Below are 14,294 nucleotides of genomic sequence, written 5' to 3' on the forward strand. Positions count from 1 at the left end.
CCTAATCCTTGATGAGATCGTTAACAAATACGGCTACTTTTTTATCAACAAGCTGTAATCGTTTATTGGTTGTTTTCTCGGCACTTTCATTTGCTGTAAATACCGCGTAATTAAACGGCTTATTAACTATCGCTTTAGTATCAACCGTTACCGTCATTGACATACCAATGCGTAATGGATGTTGTTTTATTTGTTGTGAATCAATGTAGATACGTACAGGTACACGTTGAATAATTTTAATCCAGTTACCTGTTGCATTTTGTGCAGGAATAGCAGAAAACGCACTGCCCGTACCCGCACCAATTCCCGCTACAACGCCAGTGTATGTATATTTGTCACCATATAGATCAGATTTAATAGTAACGGGTTGTCCTTCATGCATATTATGTAACTGGGTTTCTTTAAAGTTAGCTTCAACCCACACATTATCTAATGGCACAATAGTCATTAAAGGTTGTCCAGCTTGAATTTGTTGACCAACCTGCACACTACGATTAATAACCATGCCACCTTTAGGGGCAAAAATAGTGGCATTTTGTTGATCAAGATAAACATGACGTAATTGCGCAATCGCCATTTGAACTTGTGGATTATCTAAAATATTTTCTTGAGGTAATAATGTTTGTAGCGCTTGTAATTGCTTATTTAATGCAATTAAGTTTTGCTCTTTAATCATGACTGCATTTTTTGAATGTGATAATACTTCAGCTAGAACGGAGCCATCTTTATCACCACCAATTCGACGCTTATAATCTTGCTTTGCTTGCGCTAACATTACTTTTTCAGCTGCAATTTGTGCTTTTAACTGCGCCATTTTCACATACTTACTTTGAACATCACGCAGCGTATTTTTAAGATTAGCTTCAGCTTGTTGTTGCTTTAATAACAATGGATTATGATTCAATACCACTAACGGTGTACCCTGCTTAACGCGTTGTGTATCATCAACATTGATGGCATTAACCATGCCTGATTCTTGTGCGGTGATCATTATTCTCTGACCCGCAACATACGCATCATCAGTAGTTTGTGATGTGGTCGGCATCAACAAATAAATAGTCACAGCCACGGCGATAACGATGACGATAAAAACACCTAAAATAGTGTTACGCTTTTTTTGAGAAGTAGAATTAAGAGGCTGATTTGTCATTTTGGGGCTCATATTATTTATGGTGCTAAGGAGTAACTGTTTATTTCTGGCTGTGATAACCGCCACCAAGGGCAACAATTAGCTGTAATTGATTCTGCAAAGTTGCATTATCAGCATTCGTGGTTTGAATAACCTGTTGATGCCATTTTATTTGTGCATTATTCATATCTGAAAAGCTGGCTAATCCACGTTGATAGCGGTGCTTAAAAATCATATAAGCTTGCTGATATTGCGCTGTAGATGCTGAAGCTAAGGCTTGTTGCTGAAGTGCTTCTTGTAAATTAACAATTGCATCAGAAGCTTGTTTTACGGCGGTAAGAACAGATTGATTATAAATAGTTACTGCTTGATCATAATGAATATTTGCTAAAGCATAATTAGCATCACGAACGCCACCATCATAAAGCGGTAACGTCGCAGCAATGGTTGCTCCCCCCAAAAACAGATCGGCAGGGTTCATCGAAGAGAGTTTTTGAAAAACCCCCATTACCATCAAATTCATATTAGGGTAATAAGCAGCTTTTGCTTGCTTTATTCCTTGCTGATTTGCTTCAACAAGCCATTTATTCGCAATAATATCCGCACGACGACCAAGTAAATTCATTGGGATCGTCGTGATCGTATTTAATTGATTTATTGGATGAGCATTAGGGGTTAATAGCGTTCCTAATTGCGCAGGTGTTTTAGCTAAATATAATGCTAATTGATTTTTTGCCAATTGCTGCTGTGTGATAGTCATTGAAAGCTGCGCTGATAACTTATCAATATCCCCCTGTTGTTGAAATAATTCAGCTTTACTTGCTAAACCTCGATGAATTTGATCAGCAATAACAGATTGTTGTTTTTTAGTTTCTCGCAATAAAAGCTGAATATCTCGCTCTAAACGATAATTATTTTGTAAGGTAAAGTAGCTACTGCTAATCGCCGCTGACAACAGTAATTTTGCTTGTACCGCTTGCGCTTCTAATGATAGCTTTTGACTCGTCGCAGCAGCAATGATTGCCTTATTTTTACCCCAAAAATCAAATTGGTAAGAAAAAGAAGGCAGCAACATTCCCATTGCTGAATAGTTAGCATTATTCGGTGCTAAAGATTGTAAATTAGCACCGATAGCACCTCCACTTATGTTTAAATCTAGTTTAGGCTTATCACCTGCTTGAGCTAAAGTGACTTGTTGGCTAGCAAGTTCAATCCGCTGTTGAGCTTGTTGTAAAGTTAAGTTATTTGTTAACCCTAACGCCATTAATTGATTTAATTGTTGATCATCAAATTGAGTCCACCAATCTGTTTTTATATTTATAAGATCATGTTTATACAATTGTAGTTGCTGTGCCGTAAGCAACGAATGGTGTTGTGGCTGAGAAGGTGGCACCATACTACATGCAGATAGTAGCAAGACTGCGACTAAAGAAGATGCAATACGAGTGGTATAAGAAGCTTTCATTTTCTGTCCTAAATTACATTATGGTATAAAGTATAAAGTGGAATTAATTGTTGTTATATACTTCACAAAGGAAAAGACTGTTGCAGACAAAAAACAATAAAATTGGCTTCGATTTAAATACTATCGCAATATTCACTCGCGTCGTTGAGCGACAAAGCTTTACGCAAGCGGCAGCTGAATTAGAATTAACAAAATCAACAGTTAGTCGAAAAATTGCAGAATTAGAACGCTATTTAGGGATTCGATTATTAACCCGCTCAACCCGCCAATTAGTATTAACAGCAGAAGGCGATACTTTTTATCGTTCTTGTTCACATATTCTAGAAGTATTAGAACAGTCTGAACTTGAAGTCACTGCCAGCCATGATTTAATTTGTGGCACATTAAAAATGGTAATGCCTGTCGAAGTAGGAAAAGGATTTATTGGTGATTGTGTAAAAGCATTTATGATGCTGCACCCTAACTTGAAAATGCATATTGAATTATCAAATCGTAAAGTTGATCTTATTAAAGAAGGCTATGACGTTATGATACAAGTTGGAGAAATTGAAGATTCATCACTGATCGTCAGAACATTTCATTATTCAACACGGGTATTGGTAGCAAGTCCCCAATACATAGAGCAATATGGCTTACCGCAAAATTTAGCTGATTTAAAAGCACCTCATCACCAAATTCGTATGAGCAGTAATATACGAACGGGTAATAAAAACGTCCTTGAAGGGCTTCCCTACCGCTTTAAGGTTAATACATTAAGTGCAGCATTAGATATCTGTTTAGATGGGTTTGGTATTACCTATATTCCTGAGTTTCTATGCCGAAATCTTATTGAGGAAGGACGACTTATCCATATATTACCAAGCCTTTATGCGTCACAAGTCCCGATACCTGTAAGCTTTATTTATCCAGAACGTGATTTAATGCCTCGACGACTACGCGCATTTATTGATTTTACAATCTCACGCTTTCAAGATGAGATTCAGCGACGGAAAAAAGATAACTAACATGATCCTACATTTAAAATAAACCGTGATTAGGTCGTCTATCAATAAAAAGTCATACAGGACGACCTACAAAATAAAGCAATATTTACCACTATAACTCTCTTTATCATTAGCTTTATTTTATAATTTTATGAATTTTTAAAGCACTACTACAGCTAAAATCACTAATAATCAGAATAACAACAGCTAATTAAAGTGAAAACTTTCTGTTTCATGCCTATTTGTTTTTATCTATAATTTAGTATTTCATAAAATCTGATTATAACGCTTTATCGTCTCTACACTTATTGATATTCAGATATTGTATACTTATTTCGTCCTGTATTTTTAGATTCGTAAAGTGCTTTATCTGCATAATTAAAAGCTTCAGATAAATTTATTTTTTTTGATGTTATAAAAGCACCAATAGAAATTGTTATATCCAAATTTTCTATTTTTTCATTACTAACTATATTTAACAAATCATTAAGTTTAGTTGCTAAATTATTTTCATATAATAATCCATCAAATAAAATAACAAATTCCTCCCCCCCCCAACGAATTGGTATATCTGTTTTTCTAATCAAACCTCGTATTCTTCTAGAAACTTCGCTTATTACTAAATCACCAATAGCATGGCCATGGTTATCATTAACTTGTTTAAAAAAGTCTATATCAATAACAACGATGCAATCTGTTTTTCTTGTCTTTTTAAAGAAATCTTTCCTATAAAAACCGGTTAGATTATCCTTTTTATTTCTCGTAAATAAATGAAAAATTAAAAAAACAATTGAATATAAAACAAAACACAATATATATAATAACACTAGTAATTTATAATCAACATTTATTGGAATATTAACTGTATCTTTATTATTTTGTTTTGCTATTATATTAAAAATTAATTCACTTATACCTACGTCAGATGATAATTTCAATGCTGTCATATTACTATAGCTATAGTTCATAACATATTCATGTAAAAAATCATATTTTATGTCTAGTAACAATATAGATTCAACAATCTTATTATTATATAAAGGATAATAGATCGTTATTAATTCTTCTTGCGTTATATCCTCAAAATATGGTCCATATACTTTTATGGTTTCATACACAGAAAGGTTATCGTTACCCAAGTGGGAATCAATTTTTTCGACATCCAGTAAGTAATTAAAATAACTATTCTTTTCTTGAATTTTATCCATTAATTCTTTATATCCTTTTTTATAAGGATATATATACATATAACCAGGAAATATATTAGCTACTGTCCATAAATTATTACCAATAATAGTATTTTCATGGCTAACTTTGATAAGCTCTTTAATATTTTCTGATAATAATTTAATATTATTAGATTCATTCGGTGTAAGCAATAAATTTTTATTCTTTACAATGTAACGATGATCTTTTTCATCTGTATTTATAACACTAATTTGATATCTATAAATACTATCACCTAAATATCTAAATAAATTTTCCATTTCATTTTTTAATTTTTCTTTATTAATATGCAAATTAAACAAAGAAGTAATTAATGATAGTATTAATATGCCACTAACTGTTTTTATTTTATTATTCAGCATTTAATTAACACCTCTATAAATAGAAGATATAATATAAACATTATTATCATTTATAATCTTCTGCCTAAAAATATGATATTCAGCATTAATTTCCTCAATGTACTCCTCCTCATAAGAAAAACAATCCTGACTACAGATTAGTTTATTATCAAGTTCTAAACAGCTTTTATAAAAATCATATAGTGATATTAGTTTACTTGGTTCAATACCTACAAGATCCATTTTCATTATATCGATATGAAGATCATTGTTATACACTACATAACCATTTACATCTCGAATAATAACCGCACAGCTAGATGACATCATAAGAGGTGCCATGAACACCATTTTAGATGAACCTATATTCTTCAATAATTCTCTTGCTTTATTCTTGATTTCTTGAGGTTTACTTTCATAAAAAAATATATTCTCATAATCACTATGAATAACCTCATAATCTTCATTAATCGTTAATTGATATATAAGCTTTTCAAGCTTCATAACAAAAGATTCATCAACATTAATTTCAACTTTATCTATGAAATTTTCATTTTCATTTTCATTTTCTATAAAAGTAAAAAAATTAAGTAAACTTGGTCTGGCAAAAAAATACCCCTGACACTTTATATTATTACTGATGTTTTCTAATAATTTAACTTCACTCTCATTTTCAACGCCCTCAACAACAATATCTTTTTTAAAAATAGTTGTTAATTTATATATTATATTTTTTAATAAATTAAACCCAGAAAAACTATCACTTATTCTTTGAGTAATACATCGATCAATTTTAACAATATCGATAGGTAAATTAATCAATAAATCAATATTAGCACATCCCTTACCAAAATCATCAAGTGCGAATTTACAATTCGTTTTTTCCTTAATCTGACTAATATTTTTATGTATTTGTTCTAAGTTAGAGCTCTTGTCATATTCAGTCAATTCAAGAGTAATTGTTTTTTTATTTTTATTTATTAGCTCAATACATTTATAAGTAAATATGTCTGATTCCAAACTCAGCAAGGATATATTTATGGAAAAAAAATCAAACTTTGATGTCTGTATTTCAGATAATACTTTTGATAAAATCATTAAATCAAAATCAACTTTATTTTTCTGACTCATCACAAACTCTTCTATATTAATAGAAGAGTCTTCAAATCTTAGTAAAGCTTCTAAATAACTAATTCGGTTATTTATATAAATTGGTTGATAATGAAAATACATAAATTGTTCACTAATTATTAATAATATATATATTTAAATCAATTTAATATCAATTTAAATAATTCCTATTATAGAACATTAAAAATATTAATTTCTATATTACTTTTAAATACCATTTTCTTCGATAATTTATAACGTAAACATTTAATTATTACTAATCTTCTATTCCTTTTTAGGATATTAAAAATAACTCCATAATATTTTTATGTTAAGTAAATTAAAAATACTTAGAAGCTGTTATCACAAAAGATCAATAGGTTTTAATTCCCCGATAACTTGACACCTAGGGCAAAAACATTAAGTTGCAAAATTGTATTTTAATGTTAAATAAATAACATGTAAGAATCATAAATACAGCTGGGGTGTGAATTTTAAATATTTACATATGTTTTTCCGACATCCTGAAAAGTAGTGCCATATGATCTTGTAGCGATTTCAGACTATCGCTACATTTAAGAATATTAACGTTCATAGAAACGTTTCTTTAGGTCAACGAGTATAATATTACATATCATATAATGGAATCTTAATTTTCAATTATGCCGCGCTTAGCATTAATCTAACTCTCAAAATATCTATTTAAATTAGTTACTAATCTAAAATATCACCATAAAAAATAAAAATTCATCATGACGATAAAAATAATCAGTCATAATTTCCACTACGTTTTCAATTCCTTTAAAAGATTCATTATTAATGAGAGTATGTACTTAAAGGATACGATTAATTTACCCCGCCCTTCATTTACATTTAATTTCTGTTAATAATCGGTAGAAAGCATTGACTGGCTTTAATATTTACAATCACATGATATTTGAATTTTTATTTTCTCGTTTATTCATCTTGATAACAAATAACAATATAATATATAAGTAATTATGATAATTATCTTAACTATAATTTATATCTTAAATTTATTTCATGGTTAAATTCATAATCTCTTATCTTATAAAACAATTACAAGATAATTTATAAAATAATTACAGGTAGCTACCGTTGAATTTTAGGGTAAAAGCGCTAACATTATTTAACTAATTTGATTCTATTTGACCAACAGATCACGTTGTAACCTGATACTCGCTTTTTTGAGAATATCACCATGAACATCAATACCTTTTCTTTTTCTTGACCTAAAAAAACTCGTCAGTCAACAAAAATCAGTTATTCATTATTTAATGTTCAGCTCATGACTATTTAGTATCTATTGCGATTATCGCATACAAATAAAATACCTATTTAAGGTTAATACATTAAGTGCAGCATTAGATAGGTTTGGTATTACCTATATTCCTGAGTTTTTAATAGACAATTCACTCTCAATAATCATATTTAAACGTTAGATAAGTATTATATTAATAATCAGTCAAATAAATTTATCATCTCCATTACAATAACAACAATAATTAGATACATAACTAAAACAACCATTCAGCATATTGAGTACTCAAATGAGATTAAGATCTAACTTATTATTAAAGTAATTTTTGTTATTTATTTATCAGATAAATATCAGCTTTTTTTTACTTCGATTAATAAATAATTATTCCATCTTTCTTTATCAATGAGAACAACATGGAATATATTTACACGCTATTTATAGTTGGGCTTGTCGCCTACTCAATGCTAAAAAAATTCAATCCCCAAGCAACATTAATTACCGCAGGCTTATTGTTGCTGGCTTACGCCTCTATATCGGGTATCGCTCCTGTACTTGCTGACGGAAAAACGCAAGGCGCACTATTTTTTGACCTTTGGCAACGCTTTACCGAAATCACCAATACGCGTTTAGGCAGTGTCGGTTTAACACTAGTCTCTATTGCTGGTGTTTCAACCTATTTAAATCATATTGGTGCATCTCAGGCACTGGTTAAAGCAACATCTCGTCCGGTTATGGCGGTAAAAAATCCGTATATTCTACTGATACTTGTTTTAATATTTGTATCACTAATGTACGTATTTATTACAGGTGCAACATCACTATCATTACTGTTAATGGGCACACTTTATCCTGTATTACGTAATGCGGGTATTAGTGCTAAAACAGCGGTTGCAACCATTGTAATTCCAACCGCATGGGAATATGGTCCTGGGCAAATTAATGCCGTTATTGGTGCTAATACTATTAATGTTGAAATCATGGATTTTGTGGTAAATCACCAAACTATATTTCAAGCAATGCTACTTATTCTAATTCCTTTAGTTAATATTGTATGGCAACGTCATTGTGACCGTGTTGATGGCTATAACCCATCAGAAGATAGAGGTAAATATCTAGAAACACTAGAAAAGCAACATGATGATAATGATACCGTCCCTAAATTTTACGCATTACTTCCTGTTTTACCTTTTATCTTTTTATTTGGCTTTTCTAGCATGGTAATGCAATCTATTACGATGACAATTCCCATCGCTATGATGTCGACAATCAGTATTTGTATTGTAATAGAAGCAATAAGATTCCGTTCAATTCAGCGTGCTTTTGATAACTTTGAAGCATGGCTAAAAGGTACTGGAATGATATTTGCGAGCGTATTAACGTTAATGATTGCTGCTGAATATTTCTCGGCGGGTTTAACCAATATTGGCGCTATAAACACACTTATTGATACCGCAAAATCATTTGATCTTGGTCCAAGCGGTATTGTTATTGTCTTTTCTGGCTTTATTCTACTAACTGCATTTATTACCGGTTCAGGTAATGCGCCTGTAATGGCTTTCATTCCTATTGTGCCTCAAATAGCGGCTAACTTTGGTGTTAATCCTCTACTTCCATTACTGCCTATTTTATTTGCCGCTGGTATAGGTAGAACAATGTCACCAGTTGCGGGGGTTATTATTACCGTTTCGGGCATGGCAGGTCTAACACCGATTGATGTCATTAAACGCACCAGTGTTCCGATGCTAAGCAGCATGGTGGTTGTGTTAATCATGGCGGTTATTCAATACTCTTAATTTAATTGACCATTACCGCCAATATTCTTTCGTTAGGATGTTGGTGGTTTTGTTCTTATATTAAAATGATCAGCATTTATTGGTTCAATTTAAATTGGTTTCTTTAATTGGTTTACTATAGGTGGTTTCTTAAATACTGCAATGCGGGTTGAAGGGTAACGTGAACTGGTTTCTCTGGGGTATACCTAAAATAACTCAAACACGAAATTGAAATGCAATTATTGATGTAATGAAGCAATTAATAACTTCCAAGTATAAATATTCTAACTTAGATGTGGGTTTAACAAATTATTCAATCAGGTTGATATTAGTCACATCAAAAAATTAATAGGGTGTAGTACAATCTACCGCTCATTTATGCGGGATATACGTATGTTTAAGAACATAAAATCAATAAAAAACTTCGGCATCTTCAAAAATGTTAAGACCAATGCTGGGCAACCTTTCCATCAATTCAATTTGTTCTATGGCTTCAACTATTCAGGAAAAACTACGTTATCACGTATTTTTCAAGCAATGCAGCTAGGTGAGATAACTGAAGGCTTTGAAGCTGGTTCATTCGAAATTGACAGGCATGAAGGTTTATCAATTAAAAGCAACGCAATTCAAAAAATTGAAAACTTGCGTGTATTCAATTCAGATTACATAGCGAGGAACGTTAACTTCTCTGAATCAAGTGTCAACTCTGTCCTGATTATTGGTGAAAAGAATATTGAATTAGAAGAAGAACTGAAACAATTAGAAGAAACTATCCCAGCAAAAGAAAAAGAACGAGACAATAATTCAAAGTTAGCTTTAGACAAAGAAAGAGAAAAGAATAAGCGCCTTACAACAGTTGGTCGTAATGTTACTGATCTAAACATTCTTGGAAGATCCACTTTCAACGTAGCAAGTGTAAAGTCAATGCTCGGTAGTGCAGTAGCAGAGCATAAACTGACTCCAGAACAATTAAGTGCGTCTATTGATGTAGCAAAAGCTACTGCTGTTGCAAGTATATCTAAAGCAACGATTACTTTACCAGATATGACGACAGTCTTAGCTGACATTCAAGAAATCATGAGTACGTCAGTAACACAGATAACTATTAGTGAATTAGAAACTGATAAGAAATTAAGGGATTGGGTTGAAGAAGGTATTGAGCGTCATGAAGATCATACAACCTGTCAATTCTGTAAAAGCTCTATCAGAACTGAACGCATAGATGAACTTAATAATTATTTTTCAAAAGCTTATAAAGAATTAAGCCGGAAAATTAATTCTGCTATTGCTACAGTAAAAACGAAATCACTAACTACAAGTATTCCAAATACTAGCCAGTTATATCCAGATTTACAGGCTGAATTAGATGACTATAGAAATGAAATTGAACCATTGAATCAATATTTTCAAACTATGAAGCAGTCGTTACTTCAATTACTGATCAACAAAAAAGACAATATGGCAGAAGCATTACCTTTTAATGCTTCAGATTATCCAATGCCTGATTCAACGGAATTACTAAATAAATTCAATAAACCAATTAAGGCGCATAACGAACGAGCCTCTAATCATTCATCCGAACAAAGAAATGCTATTGAAGAGGTTAAACGCCACTACGTTTATCAAGAAACACAAGATTACAACCATTTGCAAGCGTCAACTGACATCACTGCATTTGAAGACATAGCCAAAGCAATACAGAAAGATGTAGATGCAAAGAACAAACGTATCGGCTTCATTAAGGCTGAGTTGAATAATACGAAACAAGGGGCGCAAAGCCTTAATGATAACCTGAGCCAATACTTTGGTAAGACTGACATTGAAATTCGAGCCGTTGGTGCTTCATACAAGTTCATCCGTGAAGAAAGAGAAGCCAAGCACTTATCTGATGGTGAACGAACCGCTATCGCCTTTGCTTACTTCATTACTCAACTAGAAGATGAATCATTACAAGACGTGAAACCAATAGTTTACCTCGATGACCCAATCTGTAGTCTTGATTCGAACCATATCTACAATGTGTTAGGCATTATCAAAAGTAAATTGAATCATGATCAAGTAGAACAACTATTCATTTCTACACATAATTTTGAATTTTTCAATCTAGTAAAAATGTGGATGTCTTACTACAAGACGAAAAATGGTAACTTTAAGCGTTCGCAATACTTCTTGATTAATCGTAAAGGTGACCAATCACAGATTGATCTATTACCTGATTTATTGAAAAACCACAGATCTGAGTATGCTTATCTAATAAGTAAAGTTAAAGAGGCCCTGGAACAACCACAGAGATGCGATTCAATTGCGGTACAGTCTTATGTAAGGAAGATTATGGAGGTGTACTTTTCGTTTAGGTTCAATATGACAGATTTTAGAACACAGGGGACGGATAATATCGCACCTAATTTACTTCAGGGTATCGCTGGCGCAGAAATGAAGTCTAATGCTCTATATGAATATATGAACGAGAAGTGTCATGCAAAGTCAATGACATTAGGTACACAACTTCCCGAAGCTGTACATCCACAACTAGTCTTAGCTTGGGACATTATAACTAATGCTATTGAAACTAATGATAAACCTCACTTTGATGCTTATTATGCATAAATGATCTTTGCAAAGACTCACTTTTTAACATCCGTCTCAGTATATCGTTAACTAACTGTATCGTTTTTATTATATCGTCCAAAATGTGATCAAGTCATTTAAACAACCAATACGCAATAGTGTGAAATCAATACTATAGGCATCCTATACGTTCACAGTAAAATGCACTCAATTAATTGCACCTAGCGAGCAGATGCATGAATAATCCATCACAGAAAAAAAATAAAAAAGAGGTTCAACTTCAAGTTGTTGAGTCAAAAAAATCTTCGCTACAAACGTGGTCACTAAAAGGATTTTTGCACGAAGCAAAACGTATAGAGAACGATATGAAAGACCGCCGTTTTGCCTTCATCTTAGGCGCTGGCGCATCAATAAACTCTGAAATAAAAGGCGCAACAGCATTAGCTCAGGAATGGATGGAAATAATTTATTATCGACAACATTTACCCAAGGATTCACACTTCGAAAAATGGTTGATAAATAATCCCCTAGGCCTAGATAATTGGGAACCTGAAAACCTAGCTAAACATTATCCACAAATCTTCGAGCGTTGTTTTGCAGGTGATCATGACTCTGGCTATGCTGCACTTGAAAAGGCAATTGCAGAAGGAAAACCTAGCTTAGGTTATGCCATATTGGCTTGGATTTTATCCGAAACTCGTCACAAAATGGTGATCACTACTAATTTTGATAATTTAGTCGCAGATGCTGTCTCTATTTATGGTGGTGAATACCCACATGTAATCGGTCATGAGTCACTTGCAAGTTATGCTAAACCCATGTCACGCCGACCAATTGTAGCAAAAATACATAGGGACTTATTAACAGATCCACACAACACCAGCGTAGGAACTGCCACATTAAGTGACTCTTGGAAAAAAACATTAAAGAATATTTTTAAATTTTACACCCCCGTATTTATTGGTTACGGGGGGAATGATGGTAGTTTAATGGATTTCTTACAGATCCTTGATCCTAAAGATATTTCAGGACGACCATTTTGGTGCTATCACAGCCCTAGTGGTGAACCTAATCCAACAATAAAAGAGTTAGTATCAAAACAACACGGGGTTCTTGTACCTATTGATGATTTTGATGAGTTTATGTTGCAGATGGGTGAGGCTATCGGCTTTGATCGAACCAACCTAATCAACGCAATTAAAACTAATTCAGACCAACTAATTAATCAGCTCCAAGAGCAAATGCTTTCGTTAAATACTAAAACAGAAAATGACGAAATTAGATGTATATTAAAACCACAAAATGACGAAAAGAAAAACTGGAACTGGATAGACTGGGTACTAAAAGCAGAGGAACAAACTGATAATAAAGAGCGAGAACAGCTTTGGAAAAAAGCTATTGAAACGTTACCTAAGAGCCACCAATTATTAAGCCATTATGCAAAATTCCTAGCAGCACAAGAACGTTTTGATGAAGCTGAAACCTATTTTATACGCACTATTAAAGTAGATACTAAAAATGAAAGTAGCCTAGAAAGCTACGCAACTTTCCTTCAAGAACGACAACGTTTTGATGAAGCTGAGACCTACTTTCTGCGCTCCATTGAAATTAGCCAAAATGCATATTATCTCAGACGTTATGCGAAATTTCTTCAAGAAAGACAACGTTTCGATGAGGCTGAAACCTATTTTCTTCGCTCTATTGAAGTAAATCCTAAATATGGATGTAGCCTAGAAAGCTACGCAACTTTCCTTCAAGAACGACAACGTTTTGATGAAGCTGAAATCTATTTTCTGCGCGCTATTGAAGTAGAAAAAAATGCATATTATCTCAGAAGTTATGCAATATTTCTTCAAAAACAACAACGTTTTAATGAATCTGAAACCTATTTTCTTCGCTCTATTGAAGTAGATCCTAAAAATATATATTCCCTAGGGGGTTATGCGATATTTCTTCAAGAAAAACAACGTTTTGATGACGCTGAAATCTATTTCCTGCGCGCTATTGAAGTAGACAAAAATGCATATTATCTCAGAAGTTATGCAATATTTCTTCAAAAACAACAACGTTTTAATGAAGCTGAAACCTATTTTCTTCGCTCTATTGAAGTAGATCCTAAAAATGTATATTCCCTAGGGGGCTATGCGGTATTACTTCAAGAACAGCAACGTTTTGATGAAGCTGAAACCTATTTTCTGCGCGCTATTGAAGTAAAATCTGATATTTCATATTACCTCGGATGTTACGCAACCTTTCTTCAAGAACAACAACGTTTTGATGAAGCTGAAACTATAATAGATCAAGCTCTTATTATTAAACCTAACAATAAACTTTATCTTATAATTCAACAACAAATACAGCGAGCTCAATTAGAGCATAATCATTAATACATTTATGTTCATTTACGAGTTAGCTTT

8 protein-coding genes are annotated in these 14,294 nt (G+C 32.6%); 4 read left to right on the forward strand and 4 right to left on the reverse strand.

Annotation, left to right across the window (positions count from 1 at the left end; genetic code table 11):
• Position 1: 1 nt before the first annotated feature.
• On the reverse strand, positions 2–1,150 hold the full coding sequence (locus OC457_RS17235) for an HlyD family efflux transporter periplasmic adaptor subunit (protein ID WP_080174657.1): 1,149 nt from the start codon (positions 1,148–1,150) through the stop codon (positions 2–4).
• 40 nt (positions 1,151–1,190) lie between these two features.
• Positions 1,191–2,594, reverse strand: a complete 1,404-nt coding sequence (locus OC457_RS17240; protein WP_080174658.1) for an efflux transporter outer membrane subunit — start codon at positions 2,592–2,594, stop codon at positions 1,191–1,193.
• 80 nt (positions 2,595–2,674) lie between these two features.
• Between OC457_RS17240 and OC457_RS17245 the strand changes: the two genes are divergently transcribed.
• Complete coding sequence (locus OC457_RS17245; protein WP_080174659.1) at positions 2,675–3,598, forward strand: LysR family transcriptional regulator; 924 nt, start codon at positions 2,675–2,677, stop codon at positions 3,596–3,598.
• Between the two features lie 284 nt (positions 3,599–3,882).
• Here OC457_RS17245 and OC457_RS17250 read toward each other — a convergent pair whose 3' ends face one another.
• Together OC457_RS17250 and OC457_RS17255 are read right to left on the reverse strand one after the other, a co-directional pair.
• Positions 3,883–5,166: a GGDEF domain-containing protein gene (locus OC457_RS17250; protein ID WP_096777836.1), complete on the reverse strand. Its 1,284-nt coding sequence runs from the start codon at positions 5,164–5,166 to the stop codon at positions 3,883–3,885.
• The gene (locus tag OC457_RS17255) at positions 5,167–6,378 is read right to left on the reverse strand and encodes an EAL domain-containing protein (RefSeq protein WP_080174660.1); all 1,212 of its coding nucleotides are present in this window, start codon (positions 6,376–6,378) and stop codon (positions 5,167–5,169) included.
• Positions 6,379–7,950: 1,572 nt separating this feature from the next.
• Between OC457_RS17255 and dcuC the strand changes: the two genes are divergently transcribed.
• The 3 genes from dcuC (at position 7,951) to OC457_RS17270 (ending at position 14,264) form a co-directional block, all read left to right on the forward strand.
• Entirely contained in the window at positions 7,951–9,330 is a 1,380-nt protein-coding gene (dcuC, locus tag OC457_RS17260) for a C4-dicarboxylate transporter DcuC (protein ID WP_080174661.1), read from the forward strand.
• Between the two features lie 372 nt (positions 9,331–9,702).
• Positions 9,703–11,916, forward strand: a complete 2,214-nt coding sequence (locus OC457_RS17265) for an AAA family ATPase (RefSeq protein WP_080176581.1) — start codon at positions 9,703–9,705, stop codon at positions 11,914–11,916.
• Positions 11,917–12,113: 197 nt separating this feature from the next.
• Positions 12,114–14,264 (forward strand): tetratricopeptide repeat protein, encoded by a 2,151-nt coding sequence (locus OC457_RS17270; RefSeq protein WP_080176582.1) that lies wholly within the window; start codon positions 12,114–12,116, stop codon positions 14,262–14,264.
• Positions 14,265–14,294: the final 30 nt, after the last annotated feature.

The organism is Photobacterium toruni (assembly GCF_024529955.1).
Classification (GTDB): Bacteria; Pseudomonadota; Gammaproteobacteria; order Enterobacterales; family Vibrionaceae; genus Photobacterium; species Photobacterium toruni.